This is a genomic window from Embleya sp. NPDC020630 (genome assembly GCF_044334985.1).
Lineage (GTDB): Bacteria > Actinomycetota > Actinomycetes > Streptomycetales > Streptomycetaceae > Embleya.
The window spans coordinates 35,870-56,665 of the sequence record NZ_JBIRUB010000001.1 but is presented as its reverse complement, the minus strand read 5'-3'; the positions used below and the strand labels follow the sequence as shown (position 1 = coordinate 56,665).

At 73.7% G+C, this 20,796-nt stretch carries 14 protein-coding genes; 4 read left to right on the top strand and 10 right to left on the bottom strand.

Going from position 1 to position 20,796, the window contains the following annotated elements; translation table 11 throughout:
- Positions 1-14 precede the first annotated feature (14 nt).
- The 3 genes from ACH4XV_RS00235 to ACH4XV_RS00225 form a co-directional block, all read right to left on the bottom strand.
- Complete coding sequence (locus tag ACH4XV_RS00235; RefSeq protein ID WP_395785612.1) at positions 15-2,135, bottom strand: tetratricopeptide repeat protein; 2,121 nt, start codon at positions 2,133-2,135, stop codon at positions 15-17.
- Between the two features lie 174 nt (positions 2,136-2,309).
- Positions 2,310-2,951 (bottom strand): NUDIX domain-containing protein, encoded by a 642-nt coding sequence (locus ACH4XV_RS00230; RefSeq protein WP_395785610.1) that lies wholly within the window; start codon positions 2,949-2,951, stop codon positions 2,310-2,312.
- A 252-nt stretch (positions 2,952-3,203) separates the two neighbouring features.
- Complete coding sequence (locus tag ACH4XV_RS00225; RefSeq protein WP_395787026.1) at positions 3,204-4,880, bottom strand: CTP synthase; 1,677 nt, start codon at positions 4,878-4,880, stop codon at positions 3,204-3,206.
- Positions 4,881-5,621: 741 nt separating this feature from the next.
- Here ACH4XV_RS00225 and ACH4XV_RS00220 point away from each other — a divergent pair.
- Positions 5,622-7,445, top strand: a complete 1,824-nt coding sequence (locus ACH4XV_RS00220) for a glycoside hydrolase family 15 protein (RefSeq protein ID WP_395785608.1) — start codon at positions 5,622-5,624, stop codon at positions 7,443-7,445.
- 383 nt (positions 7,446-7,828) lie between these two features.
- Here ACH4XV_RS00220 and ACH4XV_RS00215 read toward each other — a convergent pair whose 3' ends face one another.
- The 5 genes from ACH4XV_RS00215 to steA form a co-directional block, all read right to left on the bottom strand.
- On the bottom strand, positions 7,829-8,962 hold the full coding sequence (locus tag ACH4XV_RS00215) for a glycosyltransferase family 4 protein (protein WP_395785606.1): 1,134 nt from the start codon (positions 8,960-8,962) through the stop codon (positions 7,829-7,831).
- Entirely contained in the window at positions 8,946-10,541 is a 1,596-nt protein-coding gene (murJ, locus tag ACH4XV_RS00210) for a murein biosynthesis integral membrane protein MurJ (RefSeq protein ID WP_395787025.1), read from the bottom strand. Before murJ ends, ACH4XV_RS00215 begins: the two co-directional genes overlap by 17 nt.
- A 136-nt stretch (positions 10,542-10,677) precedes the next feature.
- The gene (locus ACH4XV_RS00205) at positions 10,678-12,270 is read right to left on the bottom strand and encodes a hypothetical protein (RefSeq protein WP_395785604.1); all 1,593 of its coding nucleotides are present in this window, start codon (positions 12,268-12,270) and stop codon (positions 10,678-10,680) included.
- Positions 12,267-13,409 carry a copper transporter gene (locus tag ACH4XV_RS00200; protein WP_395785602.1) on the bottom strand — a complete coding sequence of 381 codons (1,143 nt, stop codon included), beginning with the start codon at positions 13,407-13,409 and terminating at the stop codon, positions 12,267-12,269. The genes ACH4XV_RS00205 and ACH4XV_RS00200 overlap by 4 nt, the downstream gene beginning before the upstream one ends.
- Positions 13,406-14,581, bottom strand: a complete 1,176-nt coding sequence (gene steA, locus ACH4XV_RS00195; protein ID WP_395785600.1) for a putative cytokinetic ring protein SteA — start codon at positions 14,579-14,581, stop codon at positions 13,406-13,408. The genes ACH4XV_RS00200 and steA overlap by 4 nt, the downstream gene beginning before the upstream one ends.
- Before the next feature lie 689 nt (positions 14,582-15,270).
- On the opposite strand from steA, the gene ACH4XV_RS00190 reads away from it, so the two are divergent.
- The 3 genes from ACH4XV_RS00190 to ACH4XV_RS00180 are packed head-to-tail and all read left to right on the top strand — an operon-like array spanning position 15,271 to position 18,352.
- Positions 15,271-16,428 (top strand): hypothetical protein, encoded by a 1,158-nt coding sequence (locus tag ACH4XV_RS00190; RefSeq protein ID WP_395785598.1) that lies wholly within the window; start codon positions 15,271-15,273, stop codon positions 16,426-16,428.
- Positions 16,428-17,672, top strand: coding sequence for a sensor histidine kinase (locus ACH4XV_RS00185; protein WP_395785596.1), 1,245 nt, complete (start codon positions 16,428-16,430; stop codon positions 17,670-17,672). The genes ACH4XV_RS00190 and ACH4XV_RS00185 overlap by 1 nt, the downstream gene beginning before the upstream one ends.
- Positions 17,669-18,352: a response regulator gene (locus ACH4XV_RS00180; RefSeq protein ID WP_395785594.1), complete on the top strand. Its 684-nt coding sequence runs from the start codon at positions 17,669-17,671 to the stop codon at positions 18,350-18,352. Before ACH4XV_RS00185 ends, ACH4XV_RS00180 begins: the two co-directional genes overlap by 4 nt.
- Positions 18,353-18,396: 44 nt before the next feature.
- Here ACH4XV_RS00180 and ACH4XV_RS00175 read toward each other — a convergent pair whose 3' ends face one another.
- A complete protein-coding gene (locus ACH4XV_RS00175; RefSeq protein WP_395785592.1) occupies positions 18,397-19,122 on the bottom strand; it encodes a hypothetical protein in 726 nt (241 codons plus the stop codon).
- Positions 19,119-19,712, bottom strand: coding sequence for an RNA polymerase sigma factor (locus ACH4XV_RS00170; protein ID WP_395787024.1), 594 nt, complete (start codon positions 19,710-19,712; stop codon positions 19,119-19,121). Before ACH4XV_RS00170 ends, ACH4XV_RS00175 begins: the two co-directional genes overlap by 4 nt.
- Between the last annotated feature and the right edge of the window lie 1,084 nt (positions 19,713-20,796).

Genomic DNA, 20,796 nt, shown 5'->3' with positions numbered 1-20,796 from the left:
TACCCACAAGGGGTCTACTCGTCACCCAGGAAGCGGCGAACCTCGTCGGCCTCGGGCGCGCCCGCGTCCACGAGCAGGGCCAATGCCTGCCGGCGGCGCGATCGAGCGTCCCGGGCATCGCCCGAGTCGAGCGCCAGTTCGGCGCTCTGCAACAGCGCCAGCGCCTCCAGCCGCTCGTCGCCGGCCGCACGGAACGCCTCCATCGCGTCGCGGTACACCGTCAGCGCCTCCGGCACCCGACCCGCCTCGCCCAGCACGGCGGCGATGTCGGCCAGCACCCGGCCGATGTCGGCGGGGTCGCCGATTCGCCGACGCACCCCGAGCGCCGCCCGGTGGTCGCGCACCGACTGTTCGAAGCGGCCCATCCGCGCGTGCAGCCGGCCCAGGTGGGAGAGCACCCGCGCCTGGCCGGCCGCGTCGCCGATGGTGCGGCGCAGCAGCAGCGACCGGTCGTACCAGTCGGCGGCCCGTTGCAGGTCGCCCAGGTCGGCGTAGGCATTGCCGAGGTTGACCATCGCCCGGCCCTCGCCGGCCGGGTCACCCAGTCCGCGGGAGACCTCCAGCGCCGCGCGGTAGCAGGACAGTGCCTCCTCCAGCTCCGCGCGCGCGACGTGCAGGTTGCCCAGGTTGAGCAGGGCCACCGCCTCCTGCCGGCCGGAGCCGGCCCGGCGCGCGGTGGTCAGCGCGAGTTCGTGCAGTTCGCGGACGTCGCTCCAGTGCGCGCGGCGGTCCAGGAGCCGGGTGAGCACCGAGACCAGCCGGCGCGTCGCCGCGTCCAGTCCGGCCGCGGCGGCCACCCGGGCGGCGGCCAGCAGTTCGGGCCGCTCGTCGCGCAACCACGCGCGGGCGTCGTCGGCGCTGTCGAAGCGCACGTCGGCGGCCGGGTCCGGACCGCCCGTGCCGATGATGATCCGCTCCGCCGAGCGGGCCAGGCGCACATACCGGTCGAGCAGCCGCACCCGGGCGTTGCGCCGCTCGCCGGGCCGCTCCTCCGCGTCCAGGCGCTCTTGTACATAGCCGCGCACCAGGTCGTGGAAGCGGAAGCGGCCCGGTACCGAGCCCTGCTCCAACAGGTGCAGCTCGCGCAGTTCGATCAACGACCGCGTCGCCGCGTCCGGCCCGCAGTCGGCCAGCGCCGCGGCGGCGTCCGCGCCGAACTCGCGCCCCGGCACCAGCGCGAGCAGCCGCAACAGCCGGGCGGCCGACGGCACCAGTTCACGATGGATCAGCGAGAAGCACGCCCGCACCGCCAGGTCGTCCCCGGCCTGCTCGTGCAGCCGCAACCGCTCGGCCCGCAACCGCCGCCCGACGTCGGCCATCGCGTAGCGCGGCCGGGCCCGCAACCACGCGCCCGCCATCCGCAGCGCCGCCGGGTGGTGGTCGCACAGCGCGGCCAACTCGTCCGCGGCCCGCGGATCGCACGCGACCCGGGTGTGCCCGGCCAGGTTCCCGAGCAGTTCGGCCGCGGCGCGCGGGTCGAGCATGTCCAGCGCACAACTGCGCACCGCCGCCGCCCGCCCCAGGCCGGTGAGCGGGGCCACCGAGGTGACGACGACGAGCGCGGTCGGGCTCTCCGGCAGCAGCGGCCGCAACTGCGGCGTCCCGGTCACGTCCTCAAGCAGGATCAGGAACCGTTTGCCGTCCAGGTGCTCGCGAAAGAGCCGGATGCGCTCCTCGTGCGCGGAGGGGATGTTCGCCGTGCCGAGCGCGTACAACATCGATTCCAGCACGTCGCCCGGCGGGATCAGTTCACCGCGCGGCCCGGTGAGCCGGGCGTAGAGCCGCCCGTCGGGGAAGTGCGGGGCCAGCCGATGGGCGAGCCGTACCGCGAACTCGGTCCGCCCCACGCCCACCGGTCCGGTGATCGCGACCACCCGGTCCCGGGGCAACCACACCGTGCGGGTGGTGCCGGGGTGTTCCGGGTCGGTCGGCGCGAGTTGCGCGGGGATTGCCGCGCCGGGTCCGGTCACCCAGGTATAGAGGGTGTCGAGTTCGTCGGTACGCCCGACGAAGTCGGGTCCGCCGGGCGGCAGTTGATCCACGATCGCGGGCAACGCCGGGACCGGCGCGCGCATTCCGGGAACCAGCCCCTCGGTCGACGCGCACGCCACCTCGGACTCCCCGGTCACACCCACCGCAGACGCCCCCTGTCTCACCCACACCCATCGCGCAGATTACGACCACGCACGGGCCCACAGGGCCCGACTCGCCAACCCCGGGTCACGAAATCCGCAGCCTTTCGCCCCCGAGGCGACGGGTGAGCGGGCGGGCACGAATATCCCGGGTCCCCGGGACCCGAGCGCGGTCGGTCAGAACGGCCGAGCAGGCCAGGGCGCGTCCGCGGGCCGCAGCGCGTCCAACCCGTCCCCCGCCCGCGCGGCCGCGAGCGCCAAGGCTCCCGAAACCAGCGTCGGATTGTGCAGCTCGCCCGCCAGGATCAGCTCGATCGCCTCGTCCACCGGCAGCCAGGCGAGCTCCATCCCGACCTCCTCGTGCTCCACCGCGAACCGCTCGGCGGTGGACTCGGACAACCCGCGCGCGAGGAACACCCGGATCGCCTCGTCCGAGGAGCCGGGTGTGGTGTAGGTGTCCACCAGCACGTTCCAGACGGCGGCCTCGTGATGCGCCTCCTCGAACAACTCCCGCCGGGCCGCCTGCAGCGGATGTTCGCCGGCCACGTCCAGCAACCCGGCCGGGATCTCCCACAACTTGTGCCGCACGGGATGCCGGTACTGCCGCAGCACCAGGATGCGCCCCTGCTCGTCCAGCGCCACCACGCCCACCGCGCCGGGGTGGTCCAGGTAGTCGCGCCGCGCGCTGCTGCCGTCCGGCATCTCGACCACGTCGCTGCGCATCGACCAGACCCGCCCCCGAAACGGCGTCTCACTCGCCGAAACCGGCCACGACTCGGGGGTGTCGCCGATCCTCGCCCGAATCCGCGGGTCGTTCACGATGCGCTCCCTCTCACCCGGCCGCCGGCCGAATACCGCCGCCCCGATCGGCCAGCCTAATGGTCTTCGGCCGTGCGCCGGCCACGAGCGGGCCCGTGATCGCACCGACGCCGCCGAGCGTCGATCGGGGCGGCCGGCGAAACGCGGGAAGCCACCCGCCCGCGTGTGCGGGCGGGTGGCTTCCCGGGTCGTCGAGCGCTCGGGCGGGTCGAGCGGTCGGGCGCGTCGAGCGATGCTACGGCGGGCGATCGGTCAGGAGGTCGTCTCCACGACCCGGTCCTCGCCCTTGATCCGACGGACCGCCGCCGCGACCAGGCCCGCGAACAGCGGGTGGGGGCGCGTCGGGCGCGACTTCAGCTCCGGGTGGGCCTGGGTCGCGATGAAGTACGGGTGCCGCTCGCGCGGCAGTTCGACGTACTCCACCAGTCGGCCGTCGGGGGAGAGCCCGGAGAAGACCAGGCCGGTCTCCTCCAGCCGGGTCCGGTAGGCGTTGTTGACCTCGTAGCGGTGCCGGTGGCGCTCCTCGGAGCGGGGCGCGCCGTACACCTCGCGCGCGATCGAACCCTCGGCCAGGTCCGCGGTGTACAGCCCGAGCCGCATCGTGCCGCCCAGGTCGCCCTGGCCCGCCACGATGTCGAGCTGGTCGGCCATGGTGGCTACCACCGGGTGCGCGGCCTCGGAGTCGAACTCCAGCGAGTTGGCCCCGTCGAGCCCGGCCAGGTTGCGCGCGGCCTCGATCACCATGCACTGCAGGCCCAGACAGATGCCCAGGGTCGGGATCCGGTGCTCGCGGGCGTACGCGATCGCCTGCACCTTGCCCTCGACGCCCCGGTCGCCGAAGCCGCCGGGGATCAGCACCGCGTCGCAGTCGCCGAGCTCGCGCGCGGCGCCCTCGGGCGTGGCGGTGTTGTCCGAGGTCACCCACTTGATCCGGGTGCGCACATTGTTCGCGAAGCCGCCCGCGCGGATCGCCTCGGTAACCGAGAGGTAGGCGTCGGGCAGGTCGATGTACTTGCCGACCAGCGCGACGGTGACCTCGCGCTCGGGCTGGTGCACCCGGCGCAGCAGGTCGTCCCACTCGGTCCAGTCCACGTCCCGGAAGTTCAGCCCGAGCCGGCGCACCACGTACGCGTCCAGGCCCTCCGAGTGCAGCACCTTGGGGATGTCGTAGATGGACGGGGCGTCGATGGCCGCGACCACGGCCTCCTCGTCCACGTCGCACATCAGCGAGATCTTGCGCTTGATGTCCTGCGGCACCGCGCGGTCGGCGCGCAGCACGATCGCGTCGGGCTGGATGCCGATGCTGCGCAGCGCGGCGACCGAGTGCTGGGTCGGCTTGGTCTTCAGTTCGCCCGAAGGGCCGATGTACGGGAGCAGCGAGACGTGCAGGAAGAAGACGTTGTCCCGGCCGACCTCGTGCCGGACCTGGCGGATCGACTCCAGGAAGGGCAGCGACTCGATGTCGCCGACGGTCCCGCCGACTTCGGTGATCACGATGTCGACGTCGGCGGCGGCCATCGCCCGGATCCGCGACTTGATCTCGTTCGTGATGTGCGGGATGACCTGGACGGTGTCGCCCAGGTATTCGCCGCGACGCTCCTTGGCGATCACCGTCGAGTAGACCTGACCGGTCGTCACATTGGCCGAACCGTGCAGGTCGACGTCGAGGAAGCGCTCGTAGTGGCCGACGTCCAGGTCGGTCTCGGCGCCGTCGTTGGTGACGAACACCTCGCCGTGTTGGAACGGGTTCATCGTGCCGGGGTCGACGTTGAGGTAGGGGTCGAGCTTCTGCATGGTGACCCGCAGGCCGCGCGCCTTGAGGAGCGCTCCGAGGCTCGACGCGGTGAGCCCCTTGCCAAGCGAGGAGGCGACGCCTCCGGTGACGAAGAGGTGCTTCGCCTGCCGGGTGCGACTGGGCGTCTGAGGCACTGCCAAGGAAGGGCTCCCGTGGTTGCGATGGGGGGGATGTCCTGGGGACATCCGAGGGGTATCGAAGGGGACGCTGCTGGGCCGACGCGGGCCCGGAACAGTCCCACCAAGTCCACGGGATACCAGCCTAACAGCGTCGGGGGTCGAGGTCCCGCACACGGGGCGGAACAACTGCGACACCACCCGGCGATTGCCCAGAGTGACGACGCACGGGAGAATCCGGACGCATGCCGACGGAACGGCCGAGTCGGATTCCACGCAGAGTCAACGAGCGCGTCGGCGAAAGCAGGCACGTTTCAGCGCCGACGGCGCACTATGCTACGCAGGCGGCGCGCGAGCCTCTCTCCGTTCGCCGACACCCGCGCGCAGCGGAACCCACGCGCGCGACGGGTGCACGTCCCCCGGATCCCGACGGGACGACATTTCGGGAGTACCGGTCGATCCGACCACCCTTGCGGCGGTCGATCACGCGTGCGTGGTGCACCCTGGAATGAATCGATCAAGGCAACCGAGGCAACGAATCGATCGATCGCCGATCAGAACACGACCACCGGCGCGCAGGGTACGTACCACCCTCAGCACGACCCACCGGTACCGGAACGCAACACGACCCACCGGCACCGAACACAGCAACCCGTACGAGCCGACCCCTCGTACGCGCCCAGCCCCCCGGCCGATTCCCGCCGCGCACGACGGGACCACCGGCCTCACCAGGACGACCAGGAACGGAAAGCGCTGCCCGTGACCAGCCGCATCGAGGACTACGCCCTCATCGGGGACATGCAGACCGCCGCTCTCGTGGGCCGCGACGGTTCCATGGATTGGCTCTGCCTCCCCCGCTTCGATTCGCCCGCCGTGTTCGCCGGCCTGCTCGGCAGCGAGGAACACGGCTCGTGGCGGGTCGCGCCGCTCTCCGGCGGCCCCGCGACACGCCGCCGGTATCGCGGCGACTCGCTGATCCTCGAATCGGAGTGGGAGACCCCCCGGGGCACCGTTCGGGTGATCGATTTCATGCCGCCGGCCGACGCCCTGGTCGGCGCGCCCGTGGTGGTGCGGATCGTGGAGGGCGTGTCCGGTCAGGTGCCGGTGCGCTCGGAGCTGCGCATGCGCTTCCACTACGGCAAGGTCGTGCCCTGGGTGCGCCGCGAGGCGGACGGCCGCACGGTCGCGGTCGCCGGGCCCGACGCGGTGTGGTTCGACAGCGACACCGAGACCTACGGACGCGGTCTGACCACCTATTCGGACGTCACCCTCGGGGAGGGCGACCGGGTCACGTTCACCCTCACGTGGCATCCCTCACACGTCGACGGCCCGCTGCGCACCGACGCGCTCGCCGCGCTCGCGGACACCGAGACGTTCTGGACCGACTGGATGACCCGCTGCACCTACCAGGGCCCGTGGCGCGAGCCGGTGGTGCGCTCGCTGATCACGCTCAAGGCGCTGACGTACGCCCCCACCGGCGGCATCGTCGCCGCACCGACCACCTCGCTGCCCGAGGACGTGGGCGGCGTGCGCAACTGGGACTACCGCTACACGTGGCTGCGGGATGCGGCGATGACACTGGGCGCGCTGCTCAAGACCGGCTTCGTGGACGAGGCCAAGGCGTGGCGCGAGTGGCTGCTGCGGGCGGTGGCGGGCGACCCGGAGAACCTGCAGATCATGTACGGCGTGGGCGGCGAGCGCCGGCTCACCGAGTACGAGGCGACCTGGCTGCCCGGCTACGAGGGCTCGCACCCGGTACGGATCGGCAACGCCGCCGCCGAGCAGTTCCAGCTCGACGTCTACGGCGAGGTCGTCGACGCGCTGCACCTGGGCCGCGTCGCCGGCATGGAGGGCCACGACCACGCGCACGCGCTCCAGCTCAAGCTGATGGACTACATGGAGCAGCACTGGCGCGACCCGGACGAGGGCATCTGGGAGGTGCGCGGGCCACGCCGGCACTTCGTGCACTCCAAGGTGATGGCGTGGGTCGCGGTGGACCGCACCATCAAGATGCTGGTCGACCAGCCCGAGGACTCCGACACCGGGAAGATGCTGGAGCACCTGAAGGGTGTGCGCGAGGAGATCCACCGCGAGGTGTGCGCGTACGGCTACGACGCCGAGCGCAACACCTTCACCCAGTACTACGGCTCCACCGAGCTGGACGCCTCGCTGCTGCTGATCCCGCAGGTGGGCTTCCTGCCGCCGGAGGACAAGCGGGTGATCGGCACGATCGAGGCGATCCAGCGCGAGCTGACCGAGGACGGCTTCGTGCGCCGCTACCCCACCAACGGCACCAGCGTCGGCCTGGACGGCCTGCCCGGCGACGAAGGCGCCTTCCTGGCCTGCTCGTTCTGGCTCGCCGACGACCTGGCCTTGATCGGCCGGGTCGAGGAGGCGCGCGAGCTGTTCGAACGCCTGCTGGCGCTGCGCAACGACCTGGGCCTGCTCGCCGAGGAGTGGGACCCGCGTCTCCAGCGCCAGGTGGGCAACTTCCCGCAGGCGTTCAGCCACGTGCCGCTGATCGACACGGCGCTGCGGCTGACCGCGACGATGCGCGCGGGGGCGGTCGTGGCGGCGGAATAGGGGCCGGGTCGCACGGGGTCGTGTCCGGCCCGACCGGGTGTGACGTTGGGGGCCGGTGGGCGCGCTGTGCAGGTGTGCGTACCGGTTCCGGGTGGTACCTCCGGACACCGTGACCCCCGCCCGACCCGCCGACGCGGGCGACGAGCCGACCGGTTCGTCGCCCGCGTCGGCGTTGCCGTTCCCGCCGGCGGCGCGGCGGCGCTGCTGCCGTGCCACGAACACCTGCGCGACTTCCTGCGGTTCGCGCCGCTGGTCGGGCCAGCGCCCGGGCGGGTGCCCGGCCACGCCGATGCCGGCCCTCGAGCGGTGGATCCCTGCTTCGGGTACAGAAGGATGAAGGCGGACCGACAGGGGATCGGCCGAGGGGGCGCGGCCGGGGCCGGCTACACCGGGCCGAGTTCCTCGTAGATGCTGAGGACCTGGGCGATGGTTTCGCGTTCGCCGGGCCACGTGGCGGCCTGGACCGGGCCCGCGGCCGCGAGTTCGCTGCGGCGGTCCGGGTCGGCGAGCAGCGCGGTGACGGAGGCTGCCAGGGCCTCGGCGTCGCCGTACGGAACCAGCACCGCCGCCTCGCCGACGAGTTCCGGCACGCCCCCGACCGCCGTCGCCACCAGCGGCACCCCGCTGCGCAGCGCCTCCTGGGCGACCAGCGCCCGCGCCTCCCACCGGCTGGGCAGCACCACCACGTCCGCCGCGCCCAACAGGTCGGCCACATCCGACCGATGCCCCAGCAACCGAACCGGCAACGACTCGGCGTCGATACGTTCCTGAAGCGTCTCGCGCAACGGCCCGTCCCCGGCGACCACCACCAACGGCGCCGGCCGGACCTCGCCCCACTCCCGCGCCGCGTCCAGCAACACCGGATACGCCTTCTGCGCCGCCAACCGGCCCACCGCGACCACCAACGGCCGATCCCCCGCCGCGAATTCGTCCCGCACCGCGCCCCGGTCCCGCGACGCCGGCGGCAACGGCGGCGCCGACACGGGGCCGAGCCGCGCGTCCCGCGCCCCCAACTGCCGCGCCCGGTCCACCAGATCGCCCGACGCGCCCAGGACCACGTCGGCGGCCCGTACCGCGCGCCCCTCCAGCACCCGGGTCAGCGCACCCTTCGCGCCGCCCGCCAACACCGCGTTGTGCAGCGTCAACACCAACGGCGTCCGCCGCACCCGATGCCGACCGAGCGCGTTGCCCGCCACCAACCCGGCGCGCAGCCCGTGCGCGTGCACCACGTGCGCGTGCGCGCACGCCGCCCGCAGCTCGCGCGCCGCGCCCCGGTCCGAGGGCCGCGGCGCGGCCGGGATCTCCACCGCCCGAAACCGCGCGCCGGTGCCCGCGAAGTCGAAGTGCTCCTCGGTCGAGGCCGGCCCGCAGACCGTCACCGCGACCCCGCGCCCGACCAGCCCGGCCGCCAGCGAGCGCACGTGCGCGCCGATCCCGCCGGTGGACGTGGCCAGCACCAGGACGGCCCGCAGCCGGGCCGGCTCGGTACGCTCCCGCGACTCAGTCGTCGTGTCCACGTCGCTGCTCCCCTTCCGTTTCGGCCGTCCGCCGCCCGGGCAACGCCGCCTTCACGGCCTCGCCGACGGTGGCGAGGACGACTCCCGCGAACACCAGGGTGCCCACGATGGCGGCAACCGTCGCGATGATCAACGTAAAGACGATGCCCCCGGTGCCCAATGCCCGCGACACCCCGAATCCGACCAGGCCACCGGCCGCCGCACCGACCACCGAGGCGATCGCCGCCCGGCCCAGCGCCCGAACCGGCAGCGCCCGGGGCCCGGCCGTCCTGGCGACGGGATACGCCAGCAGCACGCCCGCCACGGTCATCCCGATCGAGTTGCCGAGCCCGAGCGCTGCCACCGTCCAGCGCGCGGGCAACACGTACGCGAGGATCACGTCGGCGACCACCACCACACACCAGCCGACCACCACACACCCGGCGGCGGCCCGCCCGTGCCCGGACGCGTTCAGCACCCGGCTCAGGTGCGCGACCAGCGCGTACCCGATCAGCCCCGGGGCGAACGCGGCCAGCGCCCACGCCATCTGGTCCGCCTCGGTGGATCCGGCCATGAACAGCGCGAAGAACCGCCCCACCGGCGCCGCGGCGGCCAGGAGCAGCGTGGTGCCCGCCGCGCCGACCAGCAGCACGGTCCGGGTGGTCGCGGCCACGGCGTCGGCGAACGCGTCCCGGTCGCCGTCGTGCGCGTGCGCGCTCAGGCGCGGGAAGGCGGCGGTGGCGATCGGCACGGCCAGGACCGCGTACGGCAGCAGATACACCATCCAGGTCGTCTGGTACACCACGAGCGACCCGTGCGTCCCGCGCCCGTTGGCGAGCAGGATCACCGCGATCGTCGCGGCCTGCTGGGCGACCAGCGTGGCGACGCCCGCCAGCGCGAGGGTGCGTACCCGGCGGCCCACCCCGTCCGGAAAGCGCAACGTCGGACGCAGCCGCAGCCCGGTCGAGCGCAGCGGCACGACGGTGACGAGCGCCAGCGCCAGCACACCCGCCGTCGTCCCCAGGGACAGCGTCAACTCGGCGCCGCGGGGCAGGTGCGCGAGGTCGTCGAGGTCGACGTCGTACCGGTTCGCGAAGAGCAGATAGGTGCCGGCCACCACCAGGCTGGACACCAGCGGCGCGAGGGTGCCGGCCAGGAAGCGTCGATGCGCCTGGAGGATGCCGCCGGCGACCACGGCGACCCCGTACAGCAGCACCTGGGGGACGAACACGAGCAACATCCGCGAGGCCACGTCCACCACTCCGGGCCCGTCGGCCTTGCCGGCCAGCAGCACCTCGGCGATCGGCCGCGCCAGCAGCGCCCCGAGCAGCACGATCGGCGTCAGGACCAGCACGACCCAGGTCAGCAGCGCGGACGCGATCCGCCCGGCGTCCTCGCGGGCGCCCCGGGCCACGGGTCCGGCCAGCACCGGCACGACGACGCTCGCGAGCGCCCCGCCGGCGACGATCTCGAAGACGATGTTGGGAACGGAGTTGACGGTGCTGTAGGCGGTCCCGAGAGCGGTGTCGCCCACGGTCCCGGAAAACACCAACTGCCGCCCGAACCCGGCCAACCGCGCGAACACGGTGACCAGCCCCATCAACACGGCAGCCCCCGCCAACCCCCGAACGGCCCGAGTGGCACCGGAGCCGCCCACGACCGGAACGCCGTCGCGAGGGGCGCTCACCGGCGACCGACCGAGCCGGTCGGGGGGCGATGGTGGGGGCAGCCGATCGTCATGCCGACGCGACAGACCCCTCGACACTCGACCGCCCGGGCACGACGCGATCGTCGCCGGCCGCGCCGGCGTCCGTGGTGGACCCCGACCCTGCGCCCGCGCCCGATTCCGCGGCCAAACCCGGCTCCGCGCCGGCCTCCGTGTCCGCGCTCGGCTCCGCGCCCGCGCCGGCGTCCGTGGCCGGCACCGACCCTGCACCCGCAGCCGAACCCGAGGCCGACCCCGACCCCGCGTCCGGGTCCACCTCCGCGCCCGCGCCCGCGCCCATGGTGGACGCCGACCCGGTGCCCGCGACGGACCCGGGCACCGACGCCTGCGTGGCCGAACCCAACCCTGCGTCCGCATGCGCGTCCGCACCGGCCTCTGTGGCCGCGCCCGAACCGGCCTCCGTGACCGACCCCGCGCCTGCCTCCGTGGCCGACCCGGACCCGGCGCCCGCCTCTGTGGCCGAAGCCGATCCCGCGTCCGACCTCGATCCCGCGTCCGCGTACGCGTCCGCGCCTGCCCCCGTGGCCGACCCGGACCCGGCGCCCGCAGCCGACCCCAAGACCGTCTCCGTGGCCGAACCCGACCCCGTGTCGGCGCCCACGTCGGACCTCGACCCCGTGTCCGCGCCGGCTTCCGTGGGCGACCCCGCGCCGGCCTGCGCATGCGCGTCCGGCGCCGCGACCGAGCCGGCGTCCTTGGCCAACCCCAGCCCCGGCCCCGCGCTCGCGGCCGGGGCCGGGCGGCGGCCCAGCATGTCGAGCGTGTTGAGGGCACGGTTGGCCGCGATGACCTTCGTGAAGCTGACGCGCTCGCTCGCCGCCGTCAGGCCGACCAGCACAGCCGCCTTCGTGAGCAGACCCGTCCGGGACGCGCCCGCCGCCAGGGCCACCCCGAGCGCCGCGCCCAGCGCGTTCGCGCCCGCGTCGCCGAGCATCGCCTGCTCGCCCAGGTCCTCGGGCAGCAGCGCCGCCGCCGCGCCCACCGGCGCCGCCGCCAGAGCCGCCGCCGCGCCGCCCCGTACCAGCCCGGGCGCACCCGCGATCAGCACCGCCTTGGCCGCCCGTCCCGGACGCAGGTCGAACAGGTTGATCAGATTCGCCGTCCCGGCCACCACCACCGCGGCCAGCACCCGGTCCACCGGATGCCGCTGCACCAGCACGCCCGCCGCCAGCCCCGCCGCGCCCAGCCCCACGATCTTGACGCCCCCGCTGGTCATTTCGCCCTTGGCGAGCGCCCCGAGGTGGCCCTTGAAGCCGCGCCGATCGGTCGACCCGGCCAGGTCGTCGTACGTCCCGAACCCGGCCCCCGCCACCGCCGCCAGCGCACCCGCCGCCCGCCATCGCCCCGGCACGCCCGGAGCGCACGCGGCGGCCACGGTCGCGCCGATCGCCGCGGCCGGCCCCTCCAGCAGGGTCAGCGCCTCGCCCCGGTGGTTGCGCCGCTCCCAGAGGGCGGCGCCGCCCGGGGCGTGGCGGGTCAGCGCGGCATACGCGGTCCGGGCCGCGCCGGTCGCGGCCAGGCCGGTCGCCAGCCGACCGGCTCGACCCCGACGGGACACGGCGCCCCCCGTACCAGCGCCCGGCGTCACGGCGGCCTTCGTCACGGCGTCTCCTTCTTCGGCAGCTCCGGCAGCGGACCGTCGGTGGTGCCCGTCGTCCCGTACTGACCCGAAGTGCCCTGCTTGTCCTCGACCACCAGGGACCACACGACCGCGACCTGACCCACGGGCGTGTCGGCGGTGTCCACGGTGGAAACGGCCTTGGCGGTTTGATCGTTACGGCGCAGCGCCCAGATCACGCCGTTCTCCTGCGCGGCGGACGCGGTGCCGGCCATGACCGTACCGTTGTCGCCGCCGTCCAGCGCCCGGGCGAGCGCGAGGTAGGCGTTGTTCGTGCGCCCCGGGTCGTCGCCGGAGGTGGCACCCGAGGGCGCGATCACCACGACCATGTCGGCGCCGACGGCCGGATTGTCCTTGACGTCGATGAAGCCGGCTTCCTTGAGCCGAGTCAGCGCCTCGGTCGCGGCCTGCGCGTTGTGCGTGCCGGGCGTGGCGGTGCCCGTCCCGGGCGGCTGGCCCGCGTTCGCCCCGCCGGCGGGCGGCGCCGAGGTGGTCCCGGTCCCGGAGGGCGCGCCCGACCCGGGCGTCCCCGTCGCGGGCGTCCCGGAGGCCGGCGCCCCCGTGGCCGGCGCCCCGGACGCGGGCGGCGTGGTCGAGCCGCCCGGCGTACTCCCCCCGCTCTGTATCGGCGGCATCTTCTCGGTGATCGCCCCCGCCAACACCTTCGCGGCCCGCTCTGTCGCCGACCCGGTCGGGAACGTGAGCGCGTTCGCACCCAGCGCCGTGACCAGTTCGTTCTCCCGCTTGGGGTCGGTCCACTGCCCCTTCACCGACACCTGGCCGGTGACCGTCGCGGACGCCCCATCGAGCAGCTTGACCGTGCTGTCCGCCAGCTTGGTGTCCGCGCCCGGCAGCGCGACCACGACCGCCTTGTGCCCGGCGAGCCGGCCCTTGGTCAGCTCGGGGCCGACGGTGCCCATGATGCCGTTGAGGTAGCGCTGACCGGCGTTCGCCCGGTCGACTTCGCGACGCAGCCCTTCGTTGTTCCGGGCGAGGTCCTGAACCGACTGGTCGAGCCCGGAGACGGCGGCCTCCTTGAGGAAGGACGCGCCGAGGACGAGCCCGACCGACAGGGCCAGGAAGACCGCGATGATGGAGACGACGTGGTATCTGAAGTCGATCAACTGAACAGTCCCTGGAGCCAGTAGACGAAGGCGTCCCACTGTGCCCCGAACACGTGGAAGTACGCGCGCCCGAGCGGGGTCACCCGCACGGTCACCGCGATCGTGATCAGCGCGGCGAGGCACAACATGAGCAGCGAAGTCGTGGAGATGCGGCTGCGGTACAGACGGCTGACGCCCTTGGCGTCCACGAGCTTGCCGCCGACCCGCAACCGGGTGAGGAAGGTGCTCGCCATGCCGGCCCGGCCCTTGTCCAGGAACTCGACGAGCGTGAGGTGCGTACCGACCGCGACGATCAGGCTGGCGCCGCCGTCGTCGGCGAGCAACATCGCGATGTCCTCGCTGGTCCCGGTGGCGGGGAAGGCGATGCCCTCCACGCCCAGTTCGTCGAGGCGTTCCATCCCGGGGGCGCGGCCGTCCCGGTACGCGTGCACGATGATCTCCGCGCCGCAGCGCAGCGCCTGGTCGGAGACCGAGTCCATGTCGCCGACGATCATGTCCGGCTTGTAGCCGGCCTGGAGCAGCGCGTCGGCGCCGCCGTCGACGCCGATCATCACCGGGCGGTACTCGCGGATGTAGGGGCGCAGCGCGGCGATGTCCTCGCGGTAGTGGTAGCCGCGCACCACGATGAGCACCTGGCGGCCGTCGACCCGGGTGCGGATCTCGGGGACGCCGACGCCGTCGAGAAGGAGTTCGCGCTCCTCGCGGATGTACTTGAGGGTGTTCTCGGCGAACGCCTCGATCTGCTCGGACAGCCCGGCCCGGGCCTTCTCCATCGCGGCGGCCACGGAATCCGCGTCGAGCAGCGTGCCGACGGCGATCGGGTCGTCGCCGCGATAGAGGACGTTGTCCTCCACCCGGACCAGCTCGCCCTCGCGGATCCGGTCGAGCACACTGCCGCCGACCTCGTCCAGAAGCGGTACGCCGGCCTCCACGAGCAGTTGCGGCCCGATGTTGGGGTAGCGCCCGCTGATGCTGGCGGCGGCGTTGACCACGGCGGCCGGGCGGCACTTGACCAGCGCCTCGGCGGCGACCCGGTCGAGGTCGCCGTGGTTGATGATCGCGATGTCGCCGGGGCGGAGCCGCTTGGTGAGGTCCTTGGTACGCCGATCGACCCGGGCGAACGAGCCGGTGTCCTCGGTGTGCCGTCGACGACGAAGCGTGGGGATCCTCACCGGCGCAATCCTGCCATGGGCTGTATTTGAAGGCGGCCTCCGGCCGCTGTGGAAACGGCCCTGCGGGCCGGGGCGGCGGCCTCCGGCCGCTCTCCTCGCTGCGCTCGTCGATCCCCGGTCGACGATGACCTCGTGGGCGCTGACGCGCCGACGGGTGGCCGAATTCGCAGCGGCCCCGGGGTGGTGCGGGGGTGCCTGGTCGAAGGGGGAGGCTCGCGGCCCGGCACGATCCGGCGCTGTCCGACACCGTCCGGCGCGGGCCCGGGGCCGTGAAATCGGAGCGGGGCTGTTACAGAAGGCGTCGGCCGCTCCGGGAGGCCCGGATCGGCGGCGGGGAGGGCGAACCGGGCCAAAGCCGCAAGCGCCTCCTCGGCCCGGGGGTGAGGCGGCAGGCGGGCGGCGCCGGAGGGCCGCGCCGAGGGGGCGACGCCGAGGCCCCGCGCCGAGTGGGCGACGCCGGGGGGCGGCGCCGGGGGGCCGCGCCGAGGGCCGCGCCGGGTGGGCCGCGCCCGAGCCCGAGACGCGCCCGCGCCGGGCCAGCTCGCCGCGAGCCGCGAGCGCGTCGCGCAGGCACCTCCGGGCTACCGCCCCGTTGGCGTCCGGACGACCGCCCCGTCCCCCATCCGGGGGACCGGCTTCCACATTCGCGCCGACGCGCCACACGGGCCGCCGCCGCGAGGGTTGCGGTCATGGAAACCCCGGCGCTCACCGACCCGACCGCTCCACGATCCGCCTCGCCGACTCCCGGGTCGCCCAGGCAGCCCGCGACACGCGCACCGGCCGCACCCGCTCCTGGGAGCGCACAGCCCATACCGGCCCCACCCCCGCACAACCTCCGCAAACGACTCGCCTGGTTCGCGGTCGCCGCCTGCTCCCCCTACCTGACCCTCAAGCTGCTCTGGGTGCTGGGCATCGACGTGGGCGTCGTCCATCCCGACGACCTCGACCGAGGCCGGTGGGTGGCGGCCAACGCGTTCACCTTTCTCCTCGATGCCATCGCCGCGTCGATCGCCTACACCCTGGCCCGACCCCGCGAGGTCCGCGTTCGGGCCTGGCTGATCCTGCTGCCGCTGTGGGTCGCGTCGGGCCTGCTCGTGGTGATCATGCTGGTCGTGCCGGCCGACCTGCTGAGTGCGGCGGTCGGGCTCACCGGCAACCCGTTCGCGGGCGACGACTTCCTCCGCCCATGGGTGTACGGCGTGGTCTACGGCGGCTTCATCGTCGAGGGCGCGGTACTGCTCGCCGCCTTCACCCTGTACGCCCACGAGCGGTGGGGCGCCCTCCTGCGCACCCGCGTCCGCGCGCTCCCGGACCCGGCCGGCACGCGCGACGCGCAGCGCTTCCTCGGTACGGCCGCCGCCGCGCTGCTCGGCTTCGTCGGCGTCGCGCGACTGGCCTGGGGGCTGGGCGCCGACGTGGGGATGAGCGAAACCTGGATCGCGGACCGCGACGCGTCGGGCCGATGGATGGACGGCGTCCAGGGCGGCCTCGCCCTCGTGGGCGCGGTGGGCCTGCTCCTGCTGGTGTATCGGATCGGCGGGGCCCGGGTGCGCGGACCGCTGGCGATGGTCTGGTTCGGCGCGGGCAGCGCATTCGGGTGGGGCGGCTGGATGGGCCTGATCAGCGCCGGCGCGGCGCCCGGCAGCCGAATCGCCGAGCGCACATCCGCGCTTCTGCACCTTGTCTACACTGCCGAAATGATCACCGGTGTCCTGGTCCTGACCATCGGCTGGTTCTTCCTGAGCGAGTACGCCGGCCGCATCACGCTCCCCGAGCCGACCGCCCCCGAGCCTGCCACCGCGACCGCGACCGCGACCGCCCCCGACTTCGCTCCGCCGGCGACCTGATGGTCCGCCGCCTCACCCGCCGGCTGCTCGGTCGGCGGGCCCGGCTGCGCTGGGTACACCTGGTCCTGGGCGGCGCGCTGTTGACCCCGTTCCACCTCGCCGCGCTCACCGTGCTCACCGCGACCGGACTGCTGCGCGACACCCCGGCGGAGCCACTCACCTCGCAACTCCTGGCCTTGGCCCTGGCGTTGCCGTTCGTCGCGCTGGCCGGCCTGGTCCCGCTGGTACGCACGCTCGAAGGCAGCGCCGCGCGGGTGTTGTGCGCGCCGACCGGCGAGGTGCTGAGCCTGCCCGCGACGAGCGCCGCCGCCCGCCGACGGGCCGCCGCGTGGTTCACCCTGCACGCGCTCGCGGGCGGCGTGGTGGCCGGCGTGTCGCTGGCCGCGCCCCCCGGCGGGCTGGTCCTGCTCCTCCTGCCGCTCTTCGCGAACTTGGCCGACGTCTTCGGCTGGGCCGAACCGGCGACCCCGCTCCCCCTCGCGTGGGCCCCGCTCGGCGTCGCCCTGATCCTGCTCCCGCTGCCGGTATCCGCCGCCGCCGGCGCCTGGCTCGCCCGGATCGCCCCGATCCTGCTCGGCTCCACCCCCGCCGACCGCCTCGCCCTCGCCGAGCAGCGCGCCGAACGCCTCGCCGAACGGGCCCGTATCGCCCGCGACCTGCACGACTCGGTCGGCCACGCGCTCAGCGCGGTCGGCATCCAGGCAGCCGCCGCCGGCCGCCTGCTGGACCGCGATCCGGCCTTCGTCGCCCGCGCGTTGACCGCGATCGAGGACACCGCCCGCGACGCCGTCGCCGAACTCGACCACGTCCTCGGCCTCCTGCGCGAGGAGACCCCCGAACCCGCCACTCCCGTGCCCTCGTTGGCCAACCTCGCCGAACTGGTCGCCCGTACCCGCGCGGCCGGCGCCGACGTCGACCTCCACCTCGACCCGGCCGACGGCGTCGCGACGCTGCCCCGCCTGGTCTCGCGCGAGGCGTACCGGATCGTCCAGGAGGGCTTCGGCAACGTCCTGCGGCACGCGGGAGAAGTCCCGGTCAGTCTGCATCTCCGGGTCGCGCAGGGCGAGTTGGCGATCGACCTGAGCAACCCCACCACCGGCGCCCGACCCACCCGAAGCGGCGGCGGACGCGGCCTGCGCGGCACCGCCGAGCGCGTCGCCGTACTGCGCGGCACCTTCACCGCCGGTCCCCGCGACGGCCGTTGGCACCTCAGCGCCCGAATACCATTGGAAGGCCGCCCGTGAGCACCCACCCGATCCGTGTAGTGATCACCGACGACGAGAGCCTGGTCCGCGCGGGCCTGTACGCGATCGTCGACGCCGAACCCGACCTGACCGTGGTCGGCGAGGCGGCGACCGGCGCGGAGGCGGTGGAGCGGGTCCGCGAACTGCGGCCCGACGTGGTGCTGATGGACGTCCGGATGCCCGACCTGAACGGCATCGAGGCCACCGCACGCGTCCTGCGCGAGTCGCCGAACCCGCCGAAGGTGCTGGTGGTCACGACGTTCGAGAACGACGAATACGTCTACGACGCGCTCCGCGCCGGCGCCCACGGCTTCCTGCTGAAGCGGGCCCGCGCCGACGACATGGTGCACGCGATCCGTACCGTGGCCCGAGGCGACTCCCTGCTCTTCCCGGCCGCCATCCGCGACTTGGCCCTCGCCCGCACCCGGGAGCGCGCCCACAACGCGGAGTTGCGCACCCGCATCGCCCGGCTCACCCCGCGCGAGCAGGAGGTCCTACGCCTGATCACCGCCGGCCTGGCCAACACCGAGATCGCCGAACGCACCGGAGTGGGCCCGGAAACGGTCAAGACCCACGTGGCCCGCATCCTCACCAAGCTAGGCGTCCGCGACCGCACCCAGGCGGTGATCGCGGCGTACGAAGGCGGCTTCGCAACGACGGGCCGGGGCGGGCGGGGGTAGGGCGGCCCACCTGCACCCGTCCCGACCGCCGACTATGGCGCTGCCTACGGCGCCGCCGAAGCGCGCGGCCCGTCGTCGAACGTCGGCCCCTGGCTCCTCGGGTCGTCGACCAGGACACACGCCCCGACCGGCCCGTCGGCGAGCCGGTAGCTGTTGGTGCTGCCGGAGCTGTCCGAGGTGTACACCCGCCGCCCGTCGCGGTGGCCCGGGTCGGGAAGGTCCTTCGCCAGGGTCTTGGTGAGCGTCGCGGTGATCACCAACGTGGCGCCCTGCGGCATACGTTCCGGACGAATCTCGGTCCACATCCGGCGGTAGAAGGCGATCTCCTCGTCGTTCAACCGTCGATCGGGGGTGGGCAGCCAGTGATAGATGGCTTCCAGATCCTCACTGGAGATCGGATACGGGGCGAAGCGCCCCGGGGCACAAGTCTTTCCGTACGGCACATAGTCGACCACCGCCTGCACCCCAAGGTCGCGCAGCCGCTGTTCCAGCCCCTTCGGATTGCGGAACTCGTCCACCTTGAACAGGACTCCGCCGTCCGGTCGCCGCACCACCTCGAACGGCCGCGCCTCGGCCGAACCCCCACCGACCATCGGCGCACCGATCCCGATGGCCGCTGCGAGCACCGCCGAGGCGGCCAACCCGTACCCGATCCGCCGCCCCCGCGAGGTTGCCCGCCGCCCGGCAGGGGCCGCCTCGACCGCCGGCACACCGCCACGCGCGGCGAGCAACTTCAGCTCCTCCAGAGCACGTTCCTCGAACCCGATCACGCCTTCGCCTCCGCTTCCAAATGTCCTGCCATCCGGGTGCTTCGGGCCGACCCGGCCACCGGCGGCCCCAACTCCTTCGCGAGCCGCCGCCGAGCCCGGTGCAGGCGCACCCGCGCCGCGACCGGCCGAATGCCGAGCGCCGCCGCGGCCTCGGTCACGGACATCCCGTCCACGCTGACCAGTTCGAGCACGGCGCGGTCGTCCTCGGGCAACCGCTCGATCGCCCGATACGTGCGGCGCACGGCCGCCGCCGCGTCGAGCCGTTCCTCCAGGCGCTGGATGTCGTCCTCGTCCAACACCCGCCGCCCCGCCAACCGCCGCGACGCATCCGCCTCCCGCGCCGACCGCCGCCGATCGCTCGCGACGACGTTGCGGGCGACCCCGTACAGCCAGGCCACTTCGCCGCCGGGTCCACCCCGAAAGCCCACCGCCGACCCCATCGCGGCGATGAACACCTCGACGGTCAAATCGGCAGCCGACTGCGGATCATCGACACGTCGCGCCACGAACCGCCCCACCGCGTCGATGTGTCTGCGATAGAACGCCTCCAGGACCACCGGGTCACCGGCAATCCCCCTGACCGCTTCCACATCCACATCCGGTCCATCCAAGAGGGGCTCCCCACACCAACGCCATCACTTGTCGCTGTCCCTGTCCCCCACTTGTGGTCATCACCGCAGAGGGCGTTACAGCCGAATCCACGCGCCCGGAGACGCAAAGGGCGGGGGCAGAGTCCTCCGGCGAGCCTCCCCGACGGGCGTTGCGCCTTGGGTTGCGGGCGGCTGATACGGGGCCGGTCGGAGTCGGTGGTGGGCCGCCGCCGGCGTGCGGGGCTCCACGACCCGGGCCTCCCGACGAGACGCGCGCGTTGCTCGGCGAAACCCGGCCGGCAGCGGCGGGGCGGGCGGGCGCTTGGGTCGAGCCCTCCGGGCAGCCTTCCCGGGTGGGTCGGGGCGTTTCGGGGCGTTTGGAGGGGAGTTGGGGTCCGCAACCGGATCGCGATGGGTGGTTGTGGGCTTCGAGCTTCGGTGACCTGCGGTTTTGCGGGGCCGGGACGGAAAGTCGGGCGACGAGTGCCGGTTTCGTGCGCTCCGACCCCCTCAACGCCGCTGTAAAGACCAAAACCGCCCAATCGCCGCCGACTTCGGACTCTGCGACCCAACAGAGGCCGCCAAGGAGACCGAAAGTGCCCAGCGGGCGCCCAAACCGGATCCCGAGGCACCTCAGACACTCCCGCTTCGCGCTGACCTGCGGTTTTCTCTCACGTCGAGACCACAGCACCTCACGCCGTCCGGTTTCGTGAACTCTCGCCCCCACACGCCACAGCACCTCGAAAAGCCCTGCCCGACCCACCCGGAAAGCAGCCTGGAGGACTCGACCCAAGCACCCTCCCGCCCCCGCTGCCAGTCGGTTTTCGCCGAGCAAGGCCCCTGTCTCGTCGGGAGCCCCAGGTCTCGGAGCCCCGCACGCCGGCGGCGGCCCATCATCGACTCTGACCGGCCCCGGACCGGCCACCCACAACCCAAGGCGCGACGACCGCCGGAAACGCCCGGCCCACACGGACAGGCCCCCGGCGGACTCGACCCGAGCCTCCTCCCGCTCCCTCACTGCCGGCTGGTTTTCGCCAAGCAACACCCTCGCCTCGTCGGGAGGCCCGGGTCTTGGAGCCCCGCA